Source organism: Herbidospora sp. RD11066 (genome assembly GCF_054661255.1).
This window is the reverse complement of sequence record NZ_BAAGDO010000002.1, coordinates 946,861-972,758: the sequence shown is the minus strand read 5'-3', so window position 1 is coordinate 972,758 and position 25,898 is coordinate 946,861. Positions and strand designations below refer to the sequence as shown.

General features: G+C 69.9%; 23 protein-coding genes and 1 pseudogene. 15 read left to right on the top strand and 9 right to left on the bottom strand.

The annotated features are described in order from the left end of the window. Positions 1–92 precede the first annotated feature (92 nt). The 7 genes and pseudogenes from ACYQ78_RS10195 to ACYQ78_RS10165 all read left to right on the top strand — a co-directional run bounded on the left by ACYQ78_RS10195 (position 93) and on the right by ACYQ78_RS10165 (position 9,873). Positions 93–659, top strand: coding sequence for a hypothetical protein (locus ACYQ78_RS10195; RefSeq protein WP_459800509.1), 567 nt, complete (start codon positions 93–95; stop codon positions 657–659). A gap of 132 nt (positions 660–791) precedes the next feature. Then, positions 792–2,381, top strand: coding sequence for a hypothetical protein (locus tag ACYQ78_RS10190; protein ID WP_459800508.1), 1,590 nt, complete (start codon positions 792–794; stop codon positions 2,379–2,381). Next, positions 2,378–3,454, top strand: coding sequence for a hypothetical protein (locus ACYQ78_RS10185; RefSeq protein ID WP_459800507.1), 1,077 nt, complete (start codon positions 2,378–2,380; stop codon positions 3,452–3,454). Before ACYQ78_RS10190 ends, ACYQ78_RS10185 begins: the two co-directional genes overlap by 4 nt. A 47-nt stretch (positions 3,455–3,501) precedes the next feature. Continuing rightward, positions 3,502–4,545, top strand: a pseudogene (locus tag ACYQ78_RS10180) (AbrB family transcriptional regulator); the annotation flags it as partial. A gap of 97 nt (positions 4,546–4,642) precedes the next feature. Beyond that, a complete protein-coding gene (locus ACYQ78_RS10175; protein ID WP_459800506.1) occupies positions 4,643–5,653 on the top strand; it encodes a DUF4331 family protein in 1,011 nt (336 codons plus the stop codon). A 92-nt stretch (positions 5,654–5,745) separates the two neighbouring features. Further along, positions 5,746–6,156, top strand: a complete 411-nt coding sequence (locus ACYQ78_RS10170) for a hypothetical protein (protein ID WP_459800505.1) — start codon at positions 5,746–5,748, stop codon at positions 6,154–6,156. 372 nt (positions 6,157–6,528) lie between these two features. Next, a complete protein-coding gene (locus ACYQ78_RS10165) occupies positions 6,529–9,873 on the top strand; it encodes a glycosyl hydrolase (RefSeq protein ID WP_459800504.1) in 3,345 nt (1,114 codons plus the stop codon). A 53-nt stretch (positions 9,874–9,926) separates the two neighbouring features. Here ACYQ78_RS10165 and ACYQ78_RS10160 read toward each other — a convergent pair whose 3' ends face one another. Beyond that, entirely contained in the window at positions 9,927–10,661 is a 735-nt protein-coding gene (locus ACYQ78_RS10160) for a cellulose binding domain-containing protein (RefSeq protein WP_459800503.1), read from the bottom strand. Between the two features lie 143 nt (positions 10,662–10,804). Between ACYQ78_RS10160 and ACYQ78_RS10155 the strand changes: the two genes are divergently transcribed. The 3 genes from ACYQ78_RS10155 to ACYQ78_RS10145 are packed head-to-tail and all read left to right on the top strand — an operon-like array spanning position 10,805 to position 11,791. Then, positions 10,805–11,131: a PadR family transcriptional regulator gene (locus ACYQ78_RS10155; protein ID WP_459800502.1), complete on the top strand. Its 327-nt coding sequence runs from the start codon at positions 10,805–10,807 to the stop codon at positions 11,129–11,131. Beyond that, positions 11,128–11,484, top strand: coding sequence for a DUF1048 domain-containing protein (locus ACYQ78_RS10150; protein WP_459800501.1), 357 nt, complete (start codon positions 11,128–11,130; stop codon positions 11,482–11,484). The genes ACYQ78_RS10155 and ACYQ78_RS10150 overlap by 4 nt, the downstream gene beginning before the upstream one ends. 1 nt (position 11,485) lies before the next feature. After that, positions 11,486–11,791 carry a DUF1048 domain-containing protein gene (locus tag ACYQ78_RS10145; RefSeq protein WP_459800500.1) on the top strand — a complete coding sequence of 102 codons (306 nt, stop codon included), beginning with the start codon at positions 11,486–11,488 and terminating at the stop codon, positions 11,789–11,791. Here the strand turns inward: ACYQ78_RS10145 and ACYQ78_RS10140 are convergent. From ACYQ78_RS10140 to ACYQ78_RS10125, 4 genes are read right to left on the bottom strand one after another with little or no spacing between them, the layout of a single operon-like run. Further along, on the bottom strand, positions 11,785–13,155 hold the full coding sequence (locus tag ACYQ78_RS10140; protein WP_459800499.1) for an aldehyde dehydrogenase family protein: 1,371 nt from the start codon (positions 13,153–13,155) through the stop codon (positions 11,785–11,787). The two genes, ACYQ78_RS10145 and ACYQ78_RS10140, sit on opposite strands and share 7 nt — an antisense overlap. Then, positions 13,152–14,054 (bottom strand): BadF/BadG/BcrA/BcrD ATPase family protein, encoded by a 903-nt coding sequence (locus ACYQ78_RS10135; RefSeq protein ID WP_459800498.1) that lies wholly within the window; start codon positions 14,052–14,054, stop codon positions 13,152–13,154. Before ACYQ78_RS10135 ends, ACYQ78_RS10140 begins: the two co-directional genes overlap by 4 nt. After that, the gene (locus tag ACYQ78_RS10130; protein WP_459800497.1) at positions 14,051–15,073 is read right to left on the bottom strand and encodes an SIS domain-containing protein; all 1,023 of its coding nucleotides are present in this window, start codon (positions 15,071–15,073) and stop codon (positions 14,051–14,053) included. Before ACYQ78_RS10130 ends, ACYQ78_RS10135 begins: the two co-directional genes overlap by 4 nt. Before the next feature lie 22 nt (positions 15,074–15,095). Then, a complete protein-coding gene (locus tag ACYQ78_RS10125; protein WP_459800496.1) occupies positions 15,096–16,973 on the bottom strand; it encodes a primary-amine oxidase in 1,878 nt (625 codons plus the stop codon). Positions 16,974–17,190: 217 nt separating this feature from the next. Between ACYQ78_RS10125 and ACYQ78_RS10120 the strand changes: the two genes are divergently transcribed. After that, complete coding sequence (locus ACYQ78_RS10120) at positions 17,191–17,943, top strand: GntR family transcriptional regulator (protein ID WP_459800495.1); 753 nt, start codon at positions 17,191–17,193, stop codon at positions 17,941–17,943. A gap of 20 nt (positions 17,944–17,963) precedes the next feature. On the opposite strand, the gene ACYQ78_RS10115 is transcribed toward ACYQ78_RS10120, so the two are convergent. The 3 genes from ACYQ78_RS10115 to ACYQ78_RS10105 all read right to left on the bottom strand — a co-directional run bounded on the left by ACYQ78_RS10115 (position 17,964) and on the right by ACYQ78_RS10105 (position 21,020). Continuing rightward, positions 17,964–18,797, bottom strand: coding sequence for a carbohydrate ABC transporter permease (locus tag ACYQ78_RS10115; protein WP_459800494.1), 834 nt, complete (start codon positions 18,795–18,797; stop codon positions 17,964–17,966). Then, positions 18,794–19,672: a carbohydrate ABC transporter permease gene (locus ACYQ78_RS10110; RefSeq protein WP_459800493.1), complete on the bottom strand. Its 879-nt coding sequence runs from the start codon at positions 19,670–19,672 to the stop codon at positions 18,794–18,796. The genes ACYQ78_RS10115 and ACYQ78_RS10110 overlap by 4 nt, the downstream gene beginning before the upstream one ends. Positions 19,673–19,733: 61 nt before the next feature. Next, a complete protein-coding gene (locus tag ACYQ78_RS10105; protein WP_459800492.1) occupies positions 19,734–21,020 on the bottom strand; it encodes an ABC transporter substrate-binding protein in 1,287 nt (428 codons plus the stop codon). A gap of 204 nt (positions 21,021–21,224) precedes the next feature. Between ACYQ78_RS10105 and ACYQ78_RS10100 the strand changes: the two genes are divergently transcribed. From ACYQ78_RS10100 to ACYQ78_RS10090, 3 genes are all read left to right on the top strand, one after another. Further along, positions 21,225–22,259: a Gfo/Idh/MocA family protein gene (locus tag ACYQ78_RS10100; RefSeq protein WP_459800491.1), complete on the top strand. Its 1,035-nt coding sequence runs from the start codon at positions 21,225–21,227 to the stop codon at positions 22,257–22,259. Positions 22,260–22,456: 197 nt separating this feature from the next. After that, on the top strand, positions 22,457–23,317 hold the full coding sequence (locus tag ACYQ78_RS10095) for a hypothetical protein (protein ID WP_459800490.1): 861 nt from the start codon (positions 22,457–22,459) through the stop codon (positions 23,315–23,317). Positions 23,318–23,458: 141 nt separating this feature from the next. Then, positions 23,459–24,055, top strand: coding sequence for a superoxide dismutase family protein (locus tag ACYQ78_RS10090; protein WP_459800489.1), 597 nt, complete (start codon positions 23,459–23,461; stop codon positions 24,053–24,055). On the opposite strand, the gene ACYQ78_RS10085 is transcribed toward ACYQ78_RS10090, so the two are convergent. After that, positions 24,052–24,627, bottom strand: coding sequence for a hypothetical protein (locus ACYQ78_RS10085; protein ID WP_459800488.1), 576 nt, complete (start codon positions 24,625–24,627; stop codon positions 24,052–24,054). The two genes, ACYQ78_RS10090 and ACYQ78_RS10085, sit on opposite strands and share 4 nt — an antisense overlap. A 152-nt stretch (positions 24,628–24,779) precedes the next feature. Here ACYQ78_RS10085 and ACYQ78_RS10080 point away from each other — a divergent pair, with 152 nt between their 5' ends. Further along, positions 24,780–25,889, top strand: coding sequence for a HupE/UreJ family protein (locus ACYQ78_RS10080; protein ID WP_459800487.1), 1,110 nt, complete (start codon positions 24,780–24,782; stop codon positions 25,887–25,889). Positions 25,890–25,898: the final 9 nt, after the last annotated feature.

Here is a 25,898-nt window from a genome sequence, read left to right as displayed (position 1 = left end):
TGCGGGCTCTGTCGAGGTTCCGTGCACGGTCCGGGTGTGGCCAGGCGGTGCCGCCATGATCTTGACGGCGCCTCACCGACGGGATCCCCACCATGCCGACTCGTTCACTCGTGCTGCTGCTCCTCTCGCTCGGCCTGGTCGGGCTCGCGGTCCTGGGGTACGTCGACGCCTTCGAACTGGTGCTCCTGCGGGAGCATCTGAACCATCCCTTCGTGTTCTGCGCGCTGGCCTGCCTCCTGGCGGGACTGGCCGCCGCCGGGGTCCAGTTGATGTGGCTGCGCGCCCTGGCCGTCGTCTACACCGTGATGTGCGCGACCGCCGCACTGTTCGCGGGGATGACCGCCCTGCTGTTCTCGCCCATCGGAGAAGCGGGCTTCGTCGACGGACCGGGTCCCTACCGGGTCCGCGTCGAGCTGACGATGGCGGGGATCGGACCGGACGCGGTGACATGGCTCAGCCTCCGCGAGGACGACGGGCTTCTCAGCAGGGAATGGCCTCTCGCCTGCTTCAACAACGACGTCCCCGACGACTCGTTCGACTCGATCACGTGGACGGGGCCGAACTCCGTACGGATCCGGGTGGGCGACGGGCGGACGATCCCCATCGCGCTGCACCCCGATTCGGGCCGGCCTCTGACCACGGCCTCCATCGATTGCTGAGGGTCCGCGCGACAATGTGGCGGTTTGGTTAGTTTGGCCAACCCCCGCCTGTGCTGGAGCATGAACCCAAGATCCCGTACGCCCTGGGAGTGGAACGTTCCCTCCTCGTGCAACGCGGCAGAGGAGGGACCCGTGCGCAAATCCGGCAGGAAGAATCGGAAGTCCGTCGAGGTGACCTCCGAACCGGGCGCCCCTTTGGAGAAGACGAAGGGCGAGGGCACGCTCGAGTCGGCTCCGCAGCTCACCATGGTCACCCTCCCGCGCACGGCGGTCCAGCCGACCGCCCAGCCGACCGTGGCCTCCGCGCTGACGATGACCCACCAGACCGTCACGGTGGCCGGCCTGACCGCGACGGTCGACTACGCCAAGCTCGCCGTCCTGGGAGTGAACGACCGGCCGGAGTTCATCCAGAAGGCGGCCCGGCTGCTGCTGTTCGCGAGCGCGGACGCCGTCCCGCAGATCCTCGGCCGTTTCTCGCCCGCGCAGATCCGGTGGCTGGTCGACGCCCTGTCGATCATCCTCGGCAACCTCACGGCCGCCGAGGGCGCGGGGCTCGTCAAGAGCCAGGTGTTCCTTCGGCTGGTGAAGCGGTGCCTGTCCCTCCGCGCCGTGCCGAGGAACAACCCCGGGTTCGAACTGGACGTGATCAAAGCGAGCGGCTGGCTGTCCTGCCACCTGCTCAGCACGCGGCGACGGCCGACCGATCTGGAGCGGGTGCGCGTCCACAATCTCTGCAACCCGAGTTATACGGTCGCCCTGGACCCGATGCCCGTGGCCTTCGTCTTCGTCGAAGGAGAAGACGGGCCGGAACCCGAGGTCCCGGACGGCCTCGTCGACCGGCAGAAGCTCACCGAGGCGCTCGTCCCGACCCTCACCAAGATTCTCAACACCCATGCCGCCAATGTCGTGGCGGCCTGGCCCGACCGCACGCAGATCCCCTGGACCGACGTCGAGGCGGTGGCGGGCGTCGTCGAGCGGTTCGTCTACGAGAGCGTGGGCCCGTTCCCGTCGGCCGACGCCACCGGGCCGTTCTTCACCCTGCTTCCCTATGCCGAGACAGTCGCCAGCACCCTGACGTTGGACATCGGCGAGGCCTCCGTCCTGGGCATGCTGCGCAACCGGGCGGAGCTCATCGGCTGGAGCGCGAAGGTCGGCAAACCCTTCGAGACCGCCGGATACCACCCCGGACGGCCCGGAGACCGGGAGATCCTCGAGCAGGTGCTCCAGGGCATGCTGGCCGATTCCGAACTGGTGAAGTCGGTGAAGATCCTCATCAGGGTCACCGGCCGCCACGACAGGGATGCCGGGTTCATCTACCTCTGCCCGGTCTTCGGCGCGTCCCTTTCCGTGGCGGCCAGGCGCTGGAGCCTGGTCCGCACGATGATCCACGAGTTCATGCACCGGCTCAGCCACCCCGACCTGCTGGCGGCGGCCACGTTCGTGGAGCACGACCAGATCCTCCAGGAGGGCTTCACCGACCTCGTCGCCCTGCACATCTTCAAGGCGCTCGTCGAGGCGGCCGAGGGGGACCCGGGGATCTGCCGGAGCATCCTCGGGCCGGACGTGGCGTTCGAGAGGCCGGACGACGACCTGTTCAAGGTCGGATACGACGAGGCCGGGGCGAAGGCGCAGCAGATCGCGGACATCGTCGGGATGGACAACGTCCTGGCGGCCTTCTTCCTCGGCGGCGTGTCCTTCGCCGGCCTCAAGAAGCGGAAGTGAGCCCGATGGTGCCGCTGACCAAGAGCAAGCGCGTGACCGGGCCGGAGCAGGGTCTCGACGAACTGCTGCGCGACGGCGCGGAGAAGGCGTTCCTGACCCTGGAGTCGGCCCTGGCCGGGGCCGGGGCCGGGCCGGCGATGTCCCAAGCGATGTCCCACGGGCCGACGGTGGCGGCGATGTCGCTGGTCGAGCGGTCGTGGCTGATCCACGCGGCCTACCTGCTGCGCGGCCGGGCCGCCGAGGCGGGCCCCGGCTTCGACCGGGCGGCGGCGCTGGCCCGGCTGGTCCGGCACACCACCCGCCGGGCCACCGAACCGGGCTCCGGGGAGGCGTTCGAGGCCGAGGTGCTGGCGGTGAGCGGCTGGCGGGCGGAGGCGCTGCCCGCCCGGCTCCGGATCCCCGCGACCGGGCCGGAGGTGCGCGTCGACGATCGGCCTCTCGCCGCCGACCTGGCGCTGCGTCCGCCGGGTGTGACCCTGGCCGCCGAAGATCCCCTCCGGGTGGCCGAGCTGGCCGGGCAGGTCCAGGATCACCTGGCCGCGGGCTTCGGCCCCTACCCGACGGCCCGCCCCCACGGCCCTCTGACCGGCGGGTACGACCTCGCCACCGGGTTGCTGAGCTCCGAAGAGCGCCCCGCCGGGCTCGGGGCCCAGGCCGAGGAGCTCCACCGGCGGACCGGCGCCGACCCCGAGGTGCTGCGCCGCGATCTCACCGGCGATCCGGGGCTGTCGGAGCGGGTGCGGCACGTCATCCTGAACTCCGTCTCCCATTCCGTCGATGCCGTGTACGTCCCGTTCACCGTCCCGGCCGACGGGCGGTCCCGCCTGCTCGCCGATCTGGCGCACGGCCTGGTGCACCGGCTGGCCCATCCCGGGCTGATCGCCGGGGTGGATCCGAGGCTGGCCGAGGGGCTGGTCGAGCTGCTCGCGGCCCAGGTCGTCGTGGCGATGGGCGGTTCCGCCGGTCCCGTCTCCCCGGGGGTCACCGACCTTGAACGGCGGGTGGGGGCCGACAACGTCCGGGCCGCGTTCTTCCTCGGCCGGACCGAGTTCCTGGCCCTAACCCGCAGGTAAGAGCCCTCTAACCTGGCGATGTCCTCGCCGGAACTAGCGTCAGGGGCATGCGCGTTCCGCAGCGAGTCCGCGAACTCGCCGGGTGGGTGCTGATCCTGCCGGTGCTGATCGTGGCCGGGGAACTGGGCGAGCCTCTGCTGCCCTCCCCGCACATGCTGATCCCGCTCCTGCTCGGGCTGGCGGCGGCGCTGACCGGGCTCGTGCGCCGGTCGCCGCCCGCCGTCCTCAACAGGGGGTCGCAGGCGCTTCTCGGCGTGCTCATGGGGACCTATCTGGACGTCACGGCGCTCGGCCAGGTGGCGGCCTCGATCGTGCCGCTCGTCGTGGTGACGCTGCTGACGCTGGTCGTCTGCCAGGGCGCCGCGTGGGCCATGGTGCGGTTCGGCGGGGTCGACCGGGCCACGGCCACCCTGGGCATGATCGCCGGAGGGTCGGCCGCCGCCGTGGCCTCGGCCGGGGATCTGGACGCCGACGGCCGCCAGGTGGCGTTCATGCAGTACCTGCGGCTGGGTTTCGTCGTGGCCAGCACGCCGCTGCTGCTCGGTCTGGTACTGCCCGCGGCGGCGGGGGGCGCCCCGGCGCGGGAGGGGAGCGCCTGGCACCTGGTGACCGGGCCGGGCCAGTTGGGGGGCCTGGTCGTGCTCGGGCTGGTCGCCCTGCTCGGGGTGCTGATCGGGCCCCGGCTGCGGCTGCCGAGCTCGGCGATGATGGGCGCCATGCTCGTGTCGGCCGTGGTCTCGGCGACCGGGCTCGCCCACGGCTTCGCCCCCGACGGGATCATGCGGTCGCTGCTGTTCACCATGATCGGCCTGGACGTCGGGCTGCGCTTCTCCCGGCACACCGTGTGGCGGCTACGGCGGATCCTGCCCGCCGCGATCGGCTGCGTCGTGGCCGTCAGCGCGGCCTGCGCGCTGCTCGCCTGGGCGGTCTCGGCCATGACGCGCCTGCCGTTCGGCGACACCTATCTGGCCACCACGCCCGGCGGGATCAACGCGGTGCTGGCCGCCGCCTCCGCCGCGCACGCCAACCTGCCGCTGATCTCCAGCGTGCAGAGCCTGCGCCTGTTCGAGATGGCCTTCCTCGCCCCGCTCATGATCCGCTTCTGCCTCCGGCCGCGACGCGCTCACCGTATCGGGGTGAATCGGACGGATGCCGATCGGGCGGACTCCAGCCGCTTAACCTGCGGAAATGTCCAACCACTTCACCGGCCTCAGCCTCGGGCCGCCCCTCGGCGACCAGCGTCTCGACCTGTGCGACCTCTACGCCTTCACGGCCCCCGGCGATCCCACCAGGACCGTTCTCATCCTGAACGCCAATCCCAACGCGGACGCCCTGCACCCCGACGCCGTCTACCGGCTGAACATCGACAACGACGGCGACTACCTGACCGACGTCGCCTTCAGCTGGGTCTTCTCGCCTCCGGCGGCCGACGGCTCCCAGACCTACAGCGTCTTCATGGCGACCGGCGCGGACTCGCGCAACCCCGAGGCGACCGGCACCGAGATCGTCGCGGACGCCGCCGTCTCCTTCGGCCCCCGGGCCAACGTGATCTCCAGCGGTGACTACAAGGTGGCCGCCGGCAGCCGCAGTGACGCGTTCTTCTTCGACTTCGACGGCATCCAGAACCTGTTCGACACCAGCGGCAACCGCAACTTCACCGCCCCGCACCTGAGCGGGAAGTCGCCCTGGACCGGCTACGACTCCAACGCCACGGCCAACGTCTTCTCCATGGCCATCGAGCTGCCGACGGCGGAGCTTTCGCCCCGGCCCGCGCTGAACGTCTGGGGCCGGTGCAGCGTGCTGCAGGGTGGCGAGCTCGTCCACGCAGACCGGGCCGGGCACCCGTCGGTGAGCAGCTTCTTCAACACCGACGACACGAAGGAGGAGTACAACGCCAGCGAGCCGGTCAACGACCGGGCCCGATGGACCGACCAGTTCGTCCACCTGCTGGGGCACACCGGCGGCTACTCCCGGGAGGAGGCGATCGCCGCGCTCGACGAGCACGGCATCCTGCCCGACGTGCTGCGCTTCGACCCGGCCAGGCCCGCCGCGTATCCCAACGGCCGGACCTTCGTCGAGGACGTCATCGACATCCGGGTCGCGTTCCTGACCAAGAACGAGGCCCCGCCGACCGGGCTGTCGCCGCACACCGACACGCTCGACCGGTTCCCGTACCTCGGCGACCCCCACCCCGCCTGACGGACCTCACCAGGGCCTATACCGGACCTATACCGCCGTCTCCGATCCTCGTGCCGACGTCCCCGATGGGGCGAAACGGACAAGGAGACGATGTGACAACGCACCTGTCATTCCGACGGCTGGTCACGGCGGTCATCACCGTGGCGGTCTTCCTGGTGGGAACGATGCTGGCGGCCGGACCGGCCTCGGCGGAGCCGTACGGCACGCGCACCTGCAACACCGCCCCTCCGTTCATCACGTGCGGGGCGGGCACGCTGGAGCCGCACAGCTCGCAGGGCTGGCTCGAGGTCAAGCTCAACCCCACGGGCGCCCTGATCTGCCATGTCACCTGGACGCTCTACGACATCACGAACAACTGGGCCTGGGCGGCGGGCGGCGTCAAGGCCCTGGCCACCAGCAGCACGACGTTCAAGGTCAACGGCCTGAGCATCGGCCACCAGTACCGGCTGGAGGCGTGGTCGAGCAACTGCGTCACGTCGATCAGGCTGCGCAACTGGACCTGACCGCCCGATCATCCGGCTCGCACCCGAGGGGTGTGGGCCGGATTTTTGTTCCGGCCAAAAGAGAGCGCTCTCGCAGTGTAAGCGGCGATCCGCCGCCGGGCAATGGGGGAGCGCCTCCGTCCGTGCGGGCGGTGTCCCCCGACGGGCGCTGTGCCGGATTTCGCGCGGCGACACCGCACCGCATTGACCTGCACGAGTGGGATTAACCTCCGGGCAATCAGTCAGAAACATTGACGAGAGGTGTTCCGGGCACTAGTTTCCGCGCTGAGAGAGCGCTCTCATTGGGAGGGGATGAACCCGTCCCGCTGTGGCCCCGATCCGTCCGAACCCCCGACTCCCGTCACCCCCCGGTCGTCCCCCCACGGAGGAAAAATGGACCAGCCCACTGGGGCTCAGTTACCCGGCACCTCGCCGCCCGGCCGACCCGTCTCGCGCCCGGTCGTCGTCGGCGTCGTGCTGGCGATGATCGCCGCGATGCTCGCGTTCGTGGCCGGCACCCCGGCCGCCCAGGCCGCCACGGTCGGCGCCGGGTCGTACACCGAGACCCTGCCCGCCGGGCGCGCCCTGCCGGTCGGCTGTGGATCGCTGTCGACCAACCCGCGCGCCTACGTCACCGCCAACGCCCCGGCCGGCGCCGTGCCCACCAACGACTGGTGGTCGTCGCTGCTGTTCAAGAAGTTCGACTGCGCCTACAGCGAGCCGCTGCACGCCCACCCGATCTCCTACGACACGACGGCCGGCGGCCTCGGCTTCTCCTACAACACCGTCGCCGCGATCAGCGGCACCGCGACGGGCGTGGGGGAGTACCACTACCCGTACGTGCAGGACATCCTGGTCGGCGTGACCGGCCTGAACTCCCCTGACGCCAAGGTCGACGGCTGGACCGACTGGACGGTCTCCCCCTACTGGAGCGACGGCACGCGGACCCTTCGGGCCACCATCGGTCACGGCCTGCCGTTCGCCTACTTCACCAAGACCGGCGGCAACGCCCAGATCACCACCAGCGGCACCCCAACCGTGTGGTCGAACACCGGCGGGACCATCGGGTTCACCGTCAACGGCAAGGACTACCTCGGCTTCGCCCCCAGCGGCTCGACCTGGACGGTCTCCGGCACCAGCATCTCCTCGACGCTGAACGGCCAGAACTACTTCTCGGTCGCGGTCCTGCCGACCACGCCGTCGACCCCGGCGGCCACCCGCACCAGCCTGGCGAGCACCTACGGGCAGTACGCCCACGCCCATGTCACCGGAACGCGGGTGTCCTACTCGTACAACCCCAGCAACTCGAACGTCAGCACCACGTACACCTTCACCACCACCGCCCGTGAGGGCAGCGCCAGCGGCACCGTGATCGCCCTGTACCCGCACCAGTGGAACTACCTGACCGGTTCCACTCCGCTGGCACAGACCTACATCTCGGCGCGCGGCCAGATGAAGGTGGTCACCGGCACCTCGTTCAGCACCACGATGAAGTTCCAGGGCGTGCTGCCCGAGATCCCGGCCGTCGGCGACAGCTCCGGCGGCGACCTGACCACCATCACCAACTACCTCAACGCGGAACTGGGCGACCCGACGGCGGGTCTCGGCGACGACACCTACTGGACCGGCAAGGGCCTGGGCCGGGCGGCGCGCATCGCGGAGATCGCCGACCAGCTCAACCTGACGGCCGTGCGCGACTCGGCGCTCAACCGGATCAGGACCAGGCTGAACGACTGGTTCACCGCGAGCGCGGGCAAGACCAGCCGGGTCTTCTACTACAACCAGCAGTGGGGCACCCTGATCGGCTACCCCGCCTCCTACGGCTCCGACCAGGAGCTCAACGACCACCACTTCCACTACGGCTACTACATCGCCGCCGCCGCGACGCTGGCCAAGTTCGACCCGACCTGGGCCACCAACGCCCAGTACGGCGGCATGGTCGACCTGCTGATCCGCGACGCCAACAACTACGACCGCAACGACACCCGCTTCCCCTACCTGCGTGACTTCGACATCTACGCGGGCCACGACTGGGCGGCCGGGCACGGCGCGTTCGGCTCCGGCAACAACCAGGAGTCGTCGTCGGAGGGCATGAACTTCGCCAACGCCCTGATCCAGTGGGGCCAGGCGACCGGCAACACCGCCGTCCGCGACGCGGGCGTGTTCATCTACGCCACCCAGAGCGCGGCGATCCAGGAGTACTGGTTCGACGTCCGTAACCAGAACTTCCCGTCGACCTTCGGCCACAACACGGTCGGCATGGTCTGGGGCTCCGGCGGCGCCTACGCCACCTGGTTCAGCGGCGAGCCCGAGATGATCCAGGGCATCAACATGCTGCCGATCACCGGCGGCCACTTCTACCTCGGCGAGTGGCCGGCCAACGTGCTGATCAACTACAACGAGCTGGTCACCAACAACGGCGGCCCACCGACCGTCTGGCAGGACATCATCCAGGAGTTCCGGGCCCTCGCCGACGGACCGGCCGCCTTGGCGGCCTTCCAGGCGAACCCGAACTTCACCTCGGAAGAGGGCGAGAGCAAGGCGCACACCTTCCACTGGCTGCGCAACCTCGCCTCGCTGGGCACGGTCGACACCACCGTGACGGCCAGCCACCCGCTGGCGAAGGTCTTCGTCAAGAACGGCACCCGGACCTACGTCGCCTCCAACATCACCAACAGCCCGATCACGGTGACCTTCTCCAACGGCACGACGCTGACCGCGCCGGCCGGCAAGACCGTCACCTCTGGCCTGTTCACCTGGAGCGGCGGCAACGCCAACGGCACCAGCAACCCGCCGACCAGCCCGTCACCCAGCCCGTCGCCTTCGCCGAGTCCGTGCGCGACCACGCTGCTCTCGCAGGGCCGCCCGGCCACCGCGTCGAGCGTCGAGGCCGCCTACACCGCGAACCTCGCGGTCGACGGCAACGCGGCCACCCGCTGGGCCAGCGCGTTCGCCGACCCGCAGTGGATCCAGGTGGACCTCGGCTCCGTGCAGAGCATCTCCTCGGTGCAGCTGACCTGGGAGGCCGCGTACGGCAGGTCGTACCAGATCCAGACCTCCACCAACGGCACGACCTGGACCGACGTCTACACCACCACCACGGGTGACGGCGGCACGGACAACCTGACCGTGTCCGGTTCGGGCCGCTACGTTCGGGTCTACGGCACGGCGCGCGGCACCGCCTGGGGCTACTCGCTCTGGGAGTTCAAGGTGTACGGAGGCGGCTGCCCCACCAGCCCGTCGCCCTCCCCCTCACCCCCGCCGGGCAACTTCGCCGCCAACCGCTACCCGCAGTCGAACGGCACCCTGCCGGGTACGACGGGCACGGCCGGCAGCGTCACCCTGGCGGCCGCCAACGGCAACCGTGACGGCGTCCCGACCAACGCCGCCGTTTACAACGCCACCGGCCTGACCGCCACCTACAGCGGCGCGGCCACCACGTTCGACGTGTTCGTCGACGCCGGGACCAACGTCGGCAACGCCACGCAGGTCAGGGTCAGCTACGACCTGACCGGCAACGGCAGCTGGGACCGGGTGGAGACCTACACCTACTTCGCCACCGACCCGGTGGCCGGCTGGGAGCACTACACCCAGGCGGCCGGCGTGAAGACGGCGACCGGCGCCCTCGGCAACCTGGCCAATGGTTCGGTGCGGGTCGAGGTCTGGAGCGCGATCGGCTCCACCACGACCAACCTCGGCATCGGCAACCAGAGCGTCATCCGCCTGCCCTTCGCATAACCCCGTCACACAGAGCCCGGCTGCCGTCACGGCACGCCGGGCTCTGTGCCTGTCTAGGGCTTGATCGTGCAGGTCAGGCCGTTGATGGTGAAGGCCGTCGGCGACGGGTTCGCGCCCGTGTGGGCGCCGTTGAAGCCGATCGTCACCGTCGCGCCCGGGTTGATGGTGCCGTTGAAGGAGAGGTTGCGCGCCGTCACGCGGCGGCCCGACTGCGACCAGGTCGCGCTGTGGCCCGAGACCCACCGCTGACCGGCGTCGGGGAAGTCGAAGGCCAGGGTCCAGCCGCTGACGGCCACGGTGCCGGTGTTCTTGAGGCTCATCCACACGCCCATCCCGGTCGGCCAGGCCGACGAGTTGTACCCGACCTCGCACGCGCCGGCCGTCGGCGTCGGGGACGGCGAGGGGGTGGGCAGGCCCTGCCGGGCCAGGATGCGGGCGGGCAGGGAGCGGGGGCTGATGTTCCCGGCGGCGTCCTTCGCGGCCACGGTGTAGGTGTAGTACTGGCCCGTGACCAGGCCGCCCTCGCTGAAGAAGGTGTAGTTGCCGACCACGCTGCCGACCTTGAGCCAGCTTCCGTCGGCGAGCTGCCGGTAGACGTCGTAGCCGGTGACGGCCACGTCGTCGGTGGACCTGTCCCAGCAGAACGCGGTGCCGGGGAAGTCCCACAGGCAGCCGTCCCGCACGTTCGCCGGCTGGGTCGGCGGCTGGGTGTCGGCGGCCGCGAGGGCGGGGGCGGGGAGGCAGATCGCGAGCAGGGCTCCAGCGACCAGGGCGAGGCGCGGCTTCATGGCCGGATGGTCCGCCCGTATTCGCGGCCTGGCCAGCGACGACGCCTGCGGGCGGAAGAATCCCAGGTCGTCTCTGAAAGGTTCACTACTCTGTGGTACTTTATACTAGTACTTGGTGCCACCGAGTACTAGGAAGGACCACGATGGACGACCTCACGGAGATGCTGAAAGGCACCCTCGAAGGCTGCGTGCTCGAGATCATCGGCGGCGAGGAGACGTACGGTTACGCCATCACGCGCCGCCTCAACGAACTCGGCTTCGCCGACGTCGTCGAGGGGACCGTCTACACGATCCTGCTGCGGCTGGAGAAGAACGGGCTCGTCCAGGTGACGAAACGGCCGTCCGAGAAGGGGCCGCCGCGCAAGTTCTACGCGCTCAACGACGCGGGGCGCGACGAACTCGCGACGTTCTGGGCGAAGTGGGCCTACATCACGTCGCGCCTCGACAAGCTCAGGGAAGGTGGGAGATGAACTTCTGGGACACCATCACCGGCAACGATCTCACCAGGGACTACCAGGCGTTCGAGGCGCGGGCGGCGGCGCTGCCGCCCGACTTCCGGGCGGCGTGGGAGCAGGTCCAGTGCCACGCGTTCCCCTACGGAAGCTTCACCGGCCGCAACCTGATGCCGATCCTCGACGGCGTGCTCGGCCTGCTCGAAGAGACCTCGGCCGAAGGGCAGAGCGTGCGCGAGGTGCTGGGCGACGACATCCAGGGCTTCTGCGCGGCGCTCGCCGGTGGGGAGGGCGCCCGCAGCTACCGCGACCGGTGGCGCGAGCAGTTGAACAGGAACGTCGCCAGGAAACTGGCCCGGCTGGGAGGCTGACATGGGCATCCGCGACATCATCGACGGCAAGAGACAGTGGCGGGCGCACGTCGCCCGGATCAAGGCGCTGCCGCCCGACTACCAGATCGTCTACAACGAGATCCAGCGCTACTACTTCAAGGTCGGCGCGATCGACCTGGAAGACGGGCGGCCGCTCGGGGGGATCCTCGAGTTCTTCGAGGAGGGCGCGGCCTCCGGCCGGGGAGTGACGGAGCTCATCGGCCCCGACGTCGCCGCCTTCGCCGACGACCTGATCGGAGACGCGGGGCCGGGGTCCCTCCCGGCCCCGCGCCCCGACGATCAGTAGGGGTAGTGCACCGGCAGGTCGGTCGTGGTCAGCCAGCGGCGGGTGGTGAACTCCTCCAGGTTGTCGTCACCGCCCGAACGCCCGCCGAGCCCCGACTGGCCGACGCCGCCGAACGGCACGCCCGCCTCGTCCTGCGGGGTCGCGTCGTTGACGTGGACCATGCCGCCGCGCAACCTCCGGGCGACCGCCAGGCCGCGTCGCAGGTCGGCGGTCACGACCGAGTTGACCAGCCCGTATTCGGTGTCGTTGACGACCCGGACCGCCTCCTCCTCGTCGGCGACGACCAGCACGGGGGCGACCGGGGCGAAGATCTCCTCGCGCCAGAGCCGCATGCCCTCGTCGACCGAGGTCACGACCGCGGGCCGGAAGAACGGGGCCTCATCGGGACCGCCGGTGAGCACCGACGCGCCCGCCGCCACGGCCTCGGCCAGCATGCCGGCGGCCCGGGTGAACTGGCGTTCGTTGATCATCGGGCCGAGGCCGACCGCGCCGGTGAAGGGGTCGCCGACCTTGATGGCCGCCGCCCGCCGGGTCAGCTCGGCGACGTAGGCGTCGGCGATGCCCGCCTGGACGATGTGGCGCCCGGCCGTGATGCAGGTCTGGCCCTGGTAGTGGAAGCTCGACCAGGCCCCGATCATCGCGGCCTGCTCCAGGTCGGCGTCGTCGAGCACGACCAGGGCGTTGTTGCCGCCGAGCTCCAGCGACACCTTCTTCAGCAGCCCGCCCGCCTGCGCGGCGATGGCCCGGCCGACGGCGGTCGAGCCGGTGAAGTGCACCATCGCGGTGTCGGGGTGGGTGACGAGGCGTTCGCCGACCTCGGGCCCGCCCTGCACGACCTGGAGCACGTCGCCGTCGAACAGTTCGGCGAACAGCGCGCCGCCGCTCAGCGGGGTCTCCGGCGACGGCTTCAGCACGACCGCGTTGCCCAGGGCGAGCGCGGGCGCGACCACCCGCATGCCCAGGACCAGCGGGAAGTTCCACGGCGTGATCGCGGCGACCACGCCGAGGGGCAGCCGCTCGGCCAGGCTGAACCGGCCCGCGTGGTTGGACGGCAGCACCTCGCCGGTCGGCCGGGCGGCCAGCGCGGCGGCGGCGTGCAGCTCACCGATGGCGGCGCCGATCTCGTAGTCGGCCTTGCCGGGGATGCAGCCGGTCTCGCGGACGATCAGGTCGCGTACCGTCGCGGCCTTGGCCTCCAGCTTCGCGGCGGCGCCGCGCAGCGCGGCGGCGCGTTCGGTGTACGGCAGCTCGGCCCACCCGGGCTGCGCGGCGGCGGCCCGTCTGACCGCGGCGTCGACGTCGGAGACCGTCGACTCGGTGACGGTGCCCAGGGTCTCGCCGGTCGATTTGTCGGTGGAGATCATGTCCGCTCCTCAGGTCGGAGACGCCGGGCGAGTGCGATCGCGCCGGTGACGGGGGGTTCGCTGAGCAGGTGCACGGTCAGTCCGGGACGGTCGCGGACGACCGCGTCCCGGAAGGCCGAGAAGAGATCGGGCTGGCCGGTCATGACCCCGCCCGCCGCGACCACGTCGGTGACGCCCGCGCCCCTGGCGGCCAGCACGCCGACCAGGGACGCGAGGCTCTCGGCGCCCGCCCGGATCGTCGCGCGGGCGTCGGCGGAACCCCGGGCGGCGGCTTCGAAGACGGCCGGGGCCTTCGGGGCCCAGTGCTCGGCGGTCGGGAGGTCGTTGACGCTGCGGGCGAGCCCGACCGCGTCGGGCACCCCGAACGCCTCGACCAGCAGCGCCAGCAGCACGTCGGAACCGTCGCCGGTGTCGTTCCTGGTCAGCGCGGCCCGCGTGGCCTCCCTGACGAGGGCGGGCGCACTGCCCTCGTCACCGATGACCCAACCCCAGCCGCCGGCGAACATCAGCCCGCCGTCCGGGCGCACCGCCACGGCGATCGAGCCGGTGCCGGAGATGACGCCGATGCCCGAGGTCAGCCCGGCCGCCGGGACCAGTAGCGCGGCGTCGTTGGTGACCGCCGACGGGACCCCGGCGACCGACGACAGCGCGTGCGACAGTTCGGCGCAGTGGTGCTCGTCGTCGCAGCCCTGCGCGCCCACCGCGATCGCCCCGAGCGTGGCACCCTCGGGGCGGTGACGGCCGACCAGGCCGGCGATCCAGCGGGCCGCCGACTCCACGGGCGCGGCCGACCACGTGTCGGTCGGGTCGACCACGTCGGCCACCACCCGGCCGTCGAGGGTCTCGAACCGCACGTGGGTCTTGGTCCCGCCGATGTCCAGGCCGACGAGTACCGTCACAGCGCGGCCCCGACCTTGGTGTCGGTGTTGTCGAACACGAACTCCTCGATGTCGATGCCGGCGTCGTCGGCCGTCCTGGCCACGAGCGCCTGGAGGACGAACGCCTCCAGCACCGCCCGCTGGCTCGGCGAGACCTGCGGCAGCCGCACCACCTGCAACGAGGGGCCGGGCTCGACGTCGGCCGAGGTCACCAGGATCACCGGGTGGTCGGCCGAGGCCAGCGTGTGGGCGAGGGTGATCTCGCGGTCGTCGCCGAACAGCACGTGCACGGTGTCGCCCGCCGACTCCATCGCGCCGTGCAGGTACTGGCGGGTGCTCATCGCCGCCGCCGGGAGCCGTACGGTCTCGCGGAACAGCAGCGCCCCCGCCTCGGCCGAACCGGCGGAGGGCCCGCCGCCCACGAAGTCACCGGCCCGCGCCGCGGCGAAGGGCGCCGCCAGCGCCTCGGCCCGGTCGGCCAGCGCGCTCTCCAGCGCGTCGACGTGATCGGCCAGCAGGTGCCACGAGGGGTCGACGGTCCCGCCGTCCCAGGCTTCGGCGATCATCCCGAGGGCCACGACGGTCGCGGTGTAGCCGATCGTCGAGGCGTAGCTGTCGGGGATCCCGCCCAGCGACACCCCGCGCCCGGCCAGGTCGGAGATCGGCGAGGGGGCGGCGTTGGTGACGGCGTACCGGAGTTCGGGGTCGACGGTGCCCAGCACGGCCAGCGTCTCGGCGCTGCGCCCGCTCTGCGACACCGCGACCAGCGGGTGGACGCTGCGCGGGAACGGCAGCGGGTGGTCGCCCGCGCTCAGCCGCCAGGAGTGCACCCCCCGGTCGCGCAGGGTCCACACCGGCGCGCAGGCCGCGGCGTGGCTGGCCCCGATGGCGACGAAGATCGGGCCGTCTCCCCGGAACCAGCCCTCGGCCTGCCGGACCGTGACGTCCCTGCTCAGCCGCTCGATCGCGGCCCGCAGCGCGTCGGCCTGACCGGCTCGCGCGGAGGCGAAGGAGATGTGACCTTCTTTCGGCGTTGACATGTCTTCCCCAGATATCGATGAATCACGAGTGGCAGTGCGTGGCGCCGCCGGACGCCGGGATGTCCAGCGTCGGGTTGCGGCCGAAGAAGCCGGATGGCTTGAGCTTGAAACCGGTGGTGTCCACCGGCATGACCGGCCAGTCCTCCGGGCGCGGGAAGTGCGTCATGCCGAAGGTGTGCCAGAGCACGATCGGCGCGCCGTCGATGTCGCGGTCGGCGGCGACCCAGGCGGGCATCCCCGCCCCGCCCGGATGCTGGTTGACCAGGTCACCGGCCGGATAGAGCTCGTCGGGGTCGTAGGCGGTGACCCACAGGTGGCCGCTCGCGAACACCGCCCGCGAGTACAGGTCCGATTCGGTGTCGGCGAGCAGCACGGGCATGCCCTCCGGGTGCAGCACGTAGGCGACGTCCCTGCCGAGCCTGTTCTGGACCTCGGGGTTGCCCACGCGCCAGACCCGGCCGCTGCGGCCGTCGGCGAGGCGGGGGGCGTCGCTCTCCTTGCGGAGGCGGGTGATCCGCTGGGTGATGCCGGTGCCGGTCGGGTTCTCCGGCCCGCGCGGCACCGCGACGGCGTCGATCTCCTCGACGTAGTTGGCGGGGCCGTCGACGGCCATCTCCAGGCGGGCGCTGAAGAGGTGCTGGTGGTGCGGGGCGCCCAGTCCGGGGGCGACCTCGGTGGCGTAGGCGTAGTCGCCGCCCGGGTTCGGGTGGCCCGAGGTGAAGACCACCCCGGTGGCCTTCACCTCCAGCTCGATCGTGCCGTCGAGGTAGAGGTACCAGTAGAAGCCGTAATCGTAGTTGCCGACCGTGACGAAGAAGGAGATCACCAGGCGGCGGTTGCGGCGCACCTCGCTGGAATTGGTGAAGTGGCTGGTGTGCTTCCACAGCACCCCGGCGTCCTCTTCGTGGATGCAGATCGCCTGGGGGATCACGCGCGGGTTGCCGGCGTTGTCGGCGACCACGGCGTCGAGGTAGGTGATCTCGCCGAGGCAGTCGCAGCCGAGCTTGAGGGAGTTGGCGAAGTTGCCGAGCAGGTACTCGCCGCCGTCGAAGAAGGTCTGGAACCAGCGCTGGGGGCTGGGGTCGGCGTACGGGACGACCATCTCGGCGATCGAGGCGCGGTCGACGACCGTGCGGTCGTTGATCGACAGGTCGCGCAGCACCAGGCCCTCGCGCGAGTCGAAGCAGACCTGCACCTTCCAGCCGAGCCAGTCGAGCACGTGGTCGTCGTCGATGGTGAAGCTGGGGCCGTGCGGCTGGGTGATCTCGATCGGCTTCAGGCCCTCACGCAGAGGTCCGTTGAAATCGGCGAGGTGGAAGTTGCCGTCCTCCTGGGGGACGTCCAGGATCGCGTTGTCCAGTACGTCGACGACGGTCTTCGCGATCACGTCGACATAGGCGACGACGCCGTCGACCGGGTGGGCCCAGGGCAGGTCGTGCTCGTCCTTCTGGAGGAAGGTCAGGGTGCGCTGGAGGCGGCGGCCCTGCTCGTCCTCGGTCATCGCCCGGCCCGCCGACAGCGGTTGCACGCGCAGCTTCGACAGGTCGGTGAGGCCACGGCGCCGCATGGCCTCCAGCCAGCGCTCGTCGGCGTGCACGATCGCCTCGACCATCGCGAACTCGAGCATGATGACCGGCACCTGGCCGTCCACGGCCGGATCGAGTTCGACCTTCGACACGAGTTCCGCCGAAGAAGGGCACACCACCACGTCGTGGGAGCGGCCGTCGGCCATGTCGACGAGCATCGCGCGCAAGGTCCTCGCTTTCACAGGACCACGCTTGTCCCGCTCCTTCAGGCCCAGGTACGACACGTGGGTCGTCTCGTTCAGCAGGCCCTCGCGGACGAGGATCTCGCGCGCCGCCGATATCTCCTCGGCGCGGAGTGTGCTGTTATCCCTCACGATGACTCCTCTCATAACCAGAGTAGTACCAAAATATAGACCACGCCATACCAGTACTGTCGTGAATGTTTCGATTCGGGCGGCCGAAAAGGCAGGCCGACCTGCCTGTTTCCGCCCTTGTCTACGCGTTCGTCCGAAATTCTGACCGGGATAAACCAGGACTCATCTGGTCTTCTGTGGTTTGCATATCGGAGGGTGGTTCCGCGATAATGCGAGCGTGAACGCCCCGACACCGACGTCGATCCACGCCGATCACCCCGAGCCGCTGTGGATCCAGGCGGTGAACCTCATCAAAGACCAGCTCGGCGCCGGGGTGCTGCGGCCGGGCGGCCGGCTCCCTCCCGAGCGCGAGCTGTGCGAGCGGCTCGGCATCAGCCGCGTCACCCTGCGCAAGGCGCTGCGCACCCTCGTCGAAGAGGGCATCCTCAGCCCCTCCCACGGGCGTGGCTGGTACGTCGCGCCGAGCGCCGGAGCGCCCGCGCGCGAGTGGCCCAACAGCCTCGAGTCGTTCACCGAGACCGCCCGCCAGATGGGCCTGACCCCCAGCTCGACCGTGCTGCGCCACGACGTGGTGCCGGCCAATCTCGACGAGGCCGAGCAGCTCTCCATCGCGCCCGGCACCCCGCTGTTCACGCTGGAGCGGGTGCGCCTGCTCAACGGCGTGCCGACCGCGGTCGACCTGACCCAGGTCCCGGCCGCGCTGGTGCCCGGCTTCGCCGACCTCGACTTCTCCGCCGGTTCGCTCTACGAGCAGATCGCCGCCGTGGGCCTGGCCCCGGTCAAGGCCAACGCCACCATCGAGGCCCGCGAGGCCGACGACTACCTGGCCGGTCACCTCCAACTGGAGGTGGGCAAGCCGGTGCTGGTGATGCGCCAGCTCGTGTTCAGCGCGGCCGACGCGCCGCTGTTCTCCTCGATGGTCTGCTACCGGGGAGACCGCTACCGGTTGCGCACGTCGTTCCAGCGCTGACACGTCGACCACTGGGGTCCTCACTTGCCGATGCCCGCGCTCAGGCCTTGGACGAACTGCCGCGAGAACACCACGAACAGCACGATCAGCGGCACCGCGCCCAGCGTCAGCGCGCCGAGCAGCGCCGGATAGTCGTTGAGGAACTGCCCCACGAACTGCTGCACGCCGAGCGTCACCGTCTGGTTCTCCCGGCTCGGCGCCAGGATCAGCGGGAACCACAGGTCGTTCCAGATCGGCAGCATCGTCACCGACGCGACGGCCGCGAGACCGGGCCGGACCATCGGCAGCACGATCGACAGCGTGCGCAGCTCACCTGCGCCGTCGATGCGCGCGGCCTCCTTGACGGCCGTGGGCACCGCCTTGAAATACGTCATGAGCAGCGCGATCGCCAGCGGCAGGCTCATCGCCGTGTAGACGAGGATCAGCGCGACGAGGGTGTCCATGAGCTGCCAGGAGATCATCGTCTTGATGATCGGCACGGTGCCCAGGCGGATCGGCAGCATGATGCCCAGCACGAAGAACCCGCCGACGAGCGGCGCGAACCGGACCTTGTACTCCGTCAGCGCGAACGCCGCCAGCGTCGCCAGCACGAGCGTGGCCACCGTGGCCCCGACCGTGACGATGAGGCTGTTGCGGTAGTTGGTCACGAACTGCCCGCGCGTGAACACCCGCTCGTATCCGCCGAGGCTGAAGGTGTCGGCGTTCGGCAGCGCGAACGGCTCGCCGAAGATGCCCGGGGTGGTCTTGAACGAGTTGACCACGATCACCAGGATCGGCGCGACGGCCAGCAGCGCGAAGAAGATCAGCAGGCCGTGCGTCACGAGCGCGCCCGCGCGGTCGCGATGGGACGTCATAGTTCGTAGCTCCTGAGCCGGCGGTGCAGCAGCCCGAAATAGGCGGCGGTGACGATCAGGATGATCAGGAAGATCACGCTGGCCACGGTGGCGCCGAGGTCGAGGTCGGAGAGTTGCCCGCTCGATCCGAAGAAGGTGCGGTAGAACAGCGTGCCGAGGATGTCGGTGCTGTAGTTGGGCCCGGGGGCCGAGCCGTTCAGGGCGAAGACCAGGTCGAAGCCGTTGAAGGTCCAGATGTACGTCAGGATCGCGATCAGCCCGAACTGCGGCGCGATCAGCGGGAACTTGATCCGCCAGAACGTCGACCAGGCTCCGGACCCCTCGACCCTGGCGGCCTCCAGCACGTCGTTGGGGACGGCCAGCAGGGCGGCGTACAGGAAGATCATCGGGATGCCGACGTACTGCCAGACCGACATCAGCGAGATGGTCGGCAGCGCCGTGCGCTCGTCGCCGAGGAGCGGGAAGTCGACCAGGCCCCACAGCGGGTTGATGATCAGGCGCCAGACGAAGCCGACGATCACCACCGACAGGGTGGTCGGGATGAACAGCAACGTCCGGTAGAGGCCGGTCGACCTGCGCAGCGTGCCGGAGGTGAGCAGCGCGGCCAGCAGCAGGCCGAGCGGCACCTCCACGAGCAGGTGGATGGCGAAGAACTCGAGGTTGTTGGTCAGCGCGTTCCAGAAACGCTCGCTGGTCGTCGGGTTGGTGAACAGGTAGACGTAGTTCTCCAGGCCGACGAACCTGGCGACGCCCGTGTCGGTGTCGTACAGGCTGTACCAGATGGAGTTCACCAGCGGGAGCGCGGCGAAGACCACATAGACCACGAGCGCGGGCAGCGTGAACGCGAGGAAGTAGCGGTAGTGGGCCCGGTTCAAGGGGTGCCTTTCGAATCGCAGAGACGTGCCGGGCCCCAGTGACGTGGGCCCGGCACGGTGCTCACTGCTGCGGCGTGTACCAGCTCGCCAGGCCCTTCTGGAGTTCCTCGGTCGCCTTCTGCGTACTGAGGTCCTCGTTGAGCATGAGCTGGAGCACCCGCCACACCTCGTCGTCGAACGGCGGGGTGCCGGCGCTGAGGCGGTCGAGGCCCAGGCGCGGGGTGAGCTTCGCGCCCTGCTTCAGGTCGGCGAAGCTCTGCGCGAGCGGGTTGGTGTACGTCACGGGCGTCTTGGCCATCGAGAAGAAGCCGGGCACCTTGTTGACGTACACGTCCAGGAATTCGGGGGTGGCGGTCCAGGCCAGGAACTCCTCGGCGGCGGCCTTGTTCTTGCTGCCCGCGCTGACGCCGATGGCCATGTCGGGCATCTCCTGGAGGTAGCGGTCACCTCCGGCGGTGGCGGCCGGCGGGCCGAAGACGCCCACGTTGAGGCCGTCGACGGCGACCTGGTTGATGTTCCAGGAGCCGTCGGGCAGGATCGCGGCCTTGCCGAGCGTGAACAGCTGCGTCATGTCCGGGTACTTGAGGCTCTCGAACCCCTTCGGCAGGTACGGCTTCCACGCGGCGAACGCGTCGAAGGCCTGCTGGAAGTCGGGGTCGGTGACCTTCTTGGTGCCCTTGATCAGGCCCTGGCGGCCCTCCTCGCCCTTCCAGTAGGCCGGGCCGATGCTGTAGAGCCCGTTGTAGGCGAGCTGCCACGACTCCGACGATCCGACCGCGAGCGGGGTGTACTTCCCGTCGTCCTTGATCTTCTTGAGCACCGCCAGGAACTCCTCCTGGGTGGTCGGCACCTGGAGGCCGAGCTCGGCGAAGATGTCCTTGTTGTAGTAGAAGCCCGCCAGCACGGCGGCCGTGGGCAGGCAGTAGCGGCTGCCCGCGTCGTCCGACCACGGGTCGAGCGCGAGCGGCTCGAACGCGTCGAGCATCGGCTTGCCGTCGAGCTTCTCGAAGTAGCCCTTCTTGATCCACGAGCGGTTCACGTCGTAGGGCCGGCAGGTGATGAGGTCGGGCCCGGTGCCGCCGTCCACCTGCGACTGGATCGCCGCGTTGTACTCGTTGGTGTTCGTCGGGGCGAACTTGACGTCGATATTCGGGTGGGTCTTCTCGAAGGCGGGGAGGATCTCGTCCTCCCACATGGCCAGGTCCTCGGTGCGCCAGCTTCCCAGCGTCAGCACGACCTTCTCGCCCGCCGCGGCGGCGGAGGGGGCGGTGGTCCCGCCCGTGGTGGTCACCGGTGTCGCCGACGGCGCGCAGGCCGAGGTCAGGACGGCAGCCGCTGCCGCGACCAACGCAACGGATGCACGTATTGCATGCATGGGGTTGCCTCTCGTCATCGTTGTCATCGCGTGGCTCCCCCGGAGGCCAGCGCCTGATGCGGCAGCGTACACATGCGAACGCGGTGGTAACAAGAGGTATTGCTTTGGTTTACGGTGATGCTACCTTTCGAACCACGGCGTGCCCCTTGCCGCCGCGAACCGCGTCCGGAGGACCAGATGATCGGTGTCGGCCTGCTCGGTGCAGGGTTTATCGGTGAGTGTTACGCCGACGCACTCGACGACGTGAAGGGCGCGCAGCTCGTCGCGCACTACTCCCGATCCCCCGAGAGGGCCGCCGCTTTCGCCGCCCGACCGGGACGCAACACGAGACCACACGAGACCATGAAGGATCTCTGCGACGACCCGGAAGTGGACCTCGTCGTGGTGGCCCTGCCCAACGAGGTGCACCTGGAGGCGGTCCGCCTCGTGGCCGCCGCGGGCAAGGGCGTCGTGTGCACCAAACCGCTCGCGCGCACCGGCCCCGAGGCCGAGGAGATCCTCCGCGTGGTCACCGAGGCCGGGATCTGGCACGGCTACGCCGAGAGCTCGGTCTTCTCGCCCAACATCGCCAAGGCCCACGAGATCGTCCAGGCCGGCGGCATCGGCGACGTGCTGTGGATGCGCGCCCGCGAGGGCCACTCGGGCCCGCACGCCCCCCACTTCTGGGACGCCGAGACCGCCGGAGGCGGCGCGCTGCTGGACATGGGCTGCCACACGGTCGAGTCGGCCCGCCACTTCTTCGGCAAGGACAACCCCGTCGTCGAGGTCTTCGCCTGGGGCGCCACCCTCGCCCACCAGGACAAGACCACCGGCGAGGACACCGCCATCGCGCTGCTGAAGTTCGCGGGCGGCCAGGTCGCCTCGATCGAGTCGTCATGGGTGGAGAAGGGCGGCATGCAGCTGCGCCACGAGTTCGTCGGCAGCGCGGGCCGCCTGGTCACCGACACCGCCTCGACGCCCGTCTGGGGCTTCATCACCCAGCCCGTCGGCTATCTGGTGGAGAAGGCCGACGCGGAGACCGGCTGGGTCTACCCGGTGCCCGAGGAGACCAGGGCCTACGGCTTCTCGCAGCAGATGCGCCACTTCGTGGACACCTTCAGGGCGGGGGAGACCCCGCTGGAGACCTTCGACGACGGCGTGGTCGTCAACCGGATCATCGACGCCTGCTACCTGTCGATGAAGTCGGGCCGCTGGGAGCCGGTCGGTTCCTGAATTTCTCCAGAATTAAATTGTTGAACAGCTAACAAGCGCTTTTCGCGCGAAGTTAAATCGCCGGACCGGCGGTCCGGAATTTCGCCGCGGAAAAAAGTTGGAACGGCAAATTGAAAGTAGGTCCGGAGCGGCTCACACTCGGGGGCGAAGAGGCCTGACCCCTCGATTCTGGAGCCGCAATGGACCGAAGGAAATCGGTGCTCCGGCGTATCACCTCCGCCGGAGCCGCCATCCTCGCACTGGCATTCCTCTGCGTGCCGCCCGCCACCGCCGCGGTCGCCCTGCCGACCCCGAAGGACCTGACGGCGTACCTCGACCTGGAGTGCTACAAGACCAACCAGTACCAGCCGCCGGCCACCACGCTGACGCTGCGTCACCTCAACCCGGTGCTGGCGAACCTGCCCATCGAGACCGTCCAGCTCGGCCCGCGTGAGCAGCTGTGCGTCCCGGTCGCCAAGAACAACCAGCAGCCGCCGTCGCCCGCGCTCGACTTCATCAGGTACATCGACCTGGCCTGTTACCGCATCTCCGGCCTCAACGTGGGCACCGGGTTGGTTCTCAGCCACCTCAACCCGCTGTTCCAGGGCGCCGCGCGCACCCAGGTGACGATGACGGTCCCGCAGCAACTCTGCGTGCCGGTGATCAAGAACAACGTGGTGCCGCCGTCCGAGGTGCTGGCGTTCGTCCGGCACATCGACCTGAAGTGCTACGCCATCACCCCGAACAACCCGCTCGGCGCCCAGATCGGCCTGCGGCAGCTCAACCCGGTCCTGGTCCCGCTGATCCCGAACCACGCGGCCCAGGTCACCTACGCCCGGCAGCTCTGCGTGCCGGTGCAGAAGGCCGGTGACGTCATCCCCGACTCGGTCCTCAACATCGTCCGCTGGATCGACCTGGAGAAGTTCGACATCAACGTCGCCGCCACGCCTCAGGTCGGACTGGTCATCCGGCACATCAACCCCGTGCTGGCCGGGCTCCCGCAGGAGCAGGTCGTGCTGACCGGCGCCAGCCAGCTCGCCCTGCCGGTCGCCAAGAACGGCGCCTTCCCGCCGGGCTGACCCGAATGAATAACGCGGAGCCCTTCCTTCCCGGGAAGGGCTCCGCCGAACTTTTGCCTGCGGCATTGAGGAAGCGGGTAATTCGAGGGGAATCTCAGTGGCGACGTCATCGGTATAAGTCGCCACATCGGGAGACCATCAATGCTTCGCAAAGCGCGCCTGAGTCTGGTCGCCCCTCTGGGAGTCCTCATGGTCGGCGCCTCCGCGCTCGGGGCGTTCGCGCTGGGGCGGGGCGGCGCGCCCGCCGGTGCCGAGATCAAGAACGTCGCGGGCCAGACGATCGGCACGTTCCAGCTGGAGGACGCCGGGACCGGCAAGTCCAGGATCACGGTCAACGTGAAGGACCTGCCGGCGGGATATCACGGCTTCCACGTCCACGCGAAGGGCGTCTGCGACCCCAAGTCGATCGACCCCGCGTCGGGCACCCCGTTCTTCAGCGCGGGCGGGCACTTCGACGTCGGCGGGCACTCGCACGACCACCACACCGGCGACCTGCCCAACCTGCTGGTCGGCGACGACGGCACCGGCACCGCCTCATCGGTCACCGACCGGTTCAGGGTGGCCCAGCTCCTCGACGCCGACGGCAGCTCCATCATGATCCACGCGCTCGCCGACAACATGGCGAACATCCCCGACCGCTACCAGAACGCGCAGGGCGTCCACGGTCCCGACGCCGAGACCCTGAAGGCCGGCGACTCCGGGGCCCGCATCGCCTGCGGCGTGATCACCGGAAGCTAGTAGGCGCACTGGACGATCGCGTCGTCCAGTTCGATCTCGGCGGGGTAGGGGCCGTTGTCCGTGGCGCCCAGGGCGAAGCGGAGCACGACGTCGGAACGTTGCGCGGTCCAGCTCACCGTGTGGAGGGTCCAGCTCTCGGTCCAGCCCGGATACGGCACCGACTTCAGCGCGATGTACGTCCATGTGCTGGGGTCGATGACTTCGACGTTCAGCTGGGGACCGCCGCCCCGGAGCTTCGCCCAGATGCCCGCCGTACACCGGACGCCCGTGCGGCCGGGTACCGGCGTGAGCTGGATGGTGCGCCCGATCGAGCACCAGTCGGGGCGGTAGAGGACCCGCCAGTGGGCGAATCCGGTCCCGGTGCGGGCGGACCTCGTCGTGCTCGTGTAGTAGGGCCCCCAGCAGGTTCCCTCGCCGTCCACCCCCCACCTGGTCTCCGGACTGGTGGAGGGCTCGAACCCGTCGGTGAGCTGCCAGATCCCGGCGGACGCCGGGCCCGCCGGGACGAGCACGACGGCGGCGGCGACCGTGACCGCGGCGAACACGCGGGACAACGTCGAACGTAAGCGCATGCGATCAGTGTGGGAGCGCCCCGGTGATCTGGGGACCCTGGTCTTTCCGGCCGGAAACCCTGGGGTCGGGGCGGTGACCGCCGGCCGAAAGATCGATGAATAGGAATTCGCGCGTCTTGCCCCCCGCGGAGCGATCACTGGAGGTTGTAGACGTGCGTCTACTCGGCTTCCTCTCCGCTCTCGCCGTCCTGCTCCTGACCGCCGCTCCGGCGCAGGCGCACGTCCGGACGACCTCGGTCGCGGTCGACCTGCGCGGCCAGGGTGACGGCGTGGCGGCCGTGGTCGACGTGGAGTACGACGTCCTGGGCCGCCTGCTGGGTCTCGACGGGGTCGCGACCCCCGACCCCGACGGCGCCGTCCCTGAGGTGCCGGCCGAGGTGCGGCGCGCCTCGCTCGACGCGCACACGGCCGACGTGGCCGCCTACGTCGGCGAAGGGCTGAGGCTGAGCCGCAGTTCGATCGCCTGCACGCCGCAGGACGGCGCCCGCGTCGAACTCGCCGACTCCGGCGCGGTGCGGGTCGCGCTCGCCTACGAGTGCCCGGCGTCGGGCGCGCTCACCGTCCGCAGCGACATCTTCCGCGCCTCCGACGGCGTGGTCGACGACATCCGCACGATGGTGGCCTACGACGTCGACGGCCTGCGCGGCTCCACGCTGCTCGACGCCGAAAGGACCGGCGTCACCGTGGGGGAGAGCGGCCTGTTCAGCGGGGTCCCGGCCTTCGTCGTGCTCGGGGGAGAGCACCTGCTCTTCGGGCTCGACCACGTGCTGTTCCTGCTGGCGCTGCTGCTCGGCGCGAAGCGGCTGCGCGACGTCGTCCAGGTCGCGACGGCCTTCACGGTCGCCCACTCGGTGACGCTGGTGCTGGCCGCGATCGGCTGGGTCAGCGTGCCCGGGTGGATCGTCGAGCCGCTCATCGCGCTGTCGATCGCCTTCGTCGCCCTCGACAACCTGCTCTCGCCCAAATCGAGCCACCGGCTGCCCGTGGTCTTCGCCTTCGGGCTGATGCACGGGCTCGGGTTCGCGGGCGCGCTCAGCGTCGACGGGCCCGCCTCGCTGTCGACGCTGGTCAACCTGCTGTCCTTCAACGTCGGCATCGAACTCGTCCAGCTGCTGCTCATCGCGGTCGCCTTCCCGGCGCTGCTGTTCCTCCGCAGGGTGGTCACCGCCCGCGTCTTCATGCTCGGGACCGTCGCGGCGGCCGTCGTCGTCGCCGGGGCCGGTCTCGTCTGGTTCGTCGAACGATCCCCGCTCCTCACCTGAAAGATCCTG

Excerpts from the sequence above, each read along its gene's own strand:
- ACYQ78_RS10195 (WP_459800509.1), top strand. The coding sequence starts at position 93 with ATGCCGACTCGTTCACTCGTGCTGCTGCTCCTCTCGCTCGGCCTGGTC.
- ACYQ78_RS10175 (WP_459800506.1), top strand. The coding sequence starts at position 4,643 with ATGTCCAACCACTTCACCGGCCTCAGCCTCGGGCCGCCCCTCGGCGAC.
- ACYQ78_RS10165 (WP_459800504.1), top strand. The coding sequence starts at position 6,529 with ATGGACCAGCCCACTGGGGCTCAGTTACCCGGCACCTCGCCGCCCGGC.
- ACYQ78_RS10160 (WP_459800503.1), bottom strand. The coding sequence starts at position 10,661 with ATGAAGCCGCGCCTCGCCCTGGTCGCTGGAGCCCTGCTCGCGATCTGC.
- ACYQ78_RS10155 (WP_459800502.1), top strand. The coding sequence starts at position 10,805 with ATGGACGACCTCACGGAGATGCTGAAAGGCACCCTCGAAGGCTGCGTG.
- ACYQ78_RS10150 (WP_459800501.1), top strand. The coding sequence starts at position 11,128 with ATGAACTTCTGGGACACCATCACCGGCAACGATCTCACCAGGGACTAC.
- ACYQ78_RS10145 (WP_459800500.1), top strand. The coding sequence starts at position 11,486 with ATGGGCATCCGCGACATCATCGACGGCAAGAGACAGTGGCGGGCGCAC.
- ACYQ78_RS10140 (WP_459800499.1), bottom strand. The coding sequence starts at position 13,155 with ATGATCTCCACCGACAAATCGACCGGCGAGACCCTGGGCACCGTCACC.
- ACYQ78_RS10130 (WP_459800497.1), bottom strand. The coding sequence starts at position 15,073 with ATGTCAACGCCGAAAGAAGGTCACATCTCCTTCGCCTCCGCGCGAGCC.
- ACYQ78_RS10115 (WP_459800494.1), bottom strand. The coding sequence starts at position 18,797 with ATGACGTCCCATCGCGACCGCGCGGGCGCGCTCGTGACGCACGGCCTG.
- ACYQ78_RS10100 (WP_459800491.1), top strand. The coding sequence starts at position 21,225 with ATGATCGGTGTCGGCCTGCTCGGTGCAGGGTTTATCGGTGAGTGTTAC.
- ACYQ78_RS10090 (WP_459800489.1), top strand. The coding sequence starts at position 23,459 with ATGCTTCGCAAAGCGCGCCTGAGTCTGGTCGCCCCTCTGGGAGTCCTC.
- ACYQ78_RS10085 (WP_459800488.1), bottom strand. The coding sequence starts at position 24,627 with ATGCGCTTACGTTCGACGTTGTCCCGCGTGTTCGCCGCGGTCACGGTC.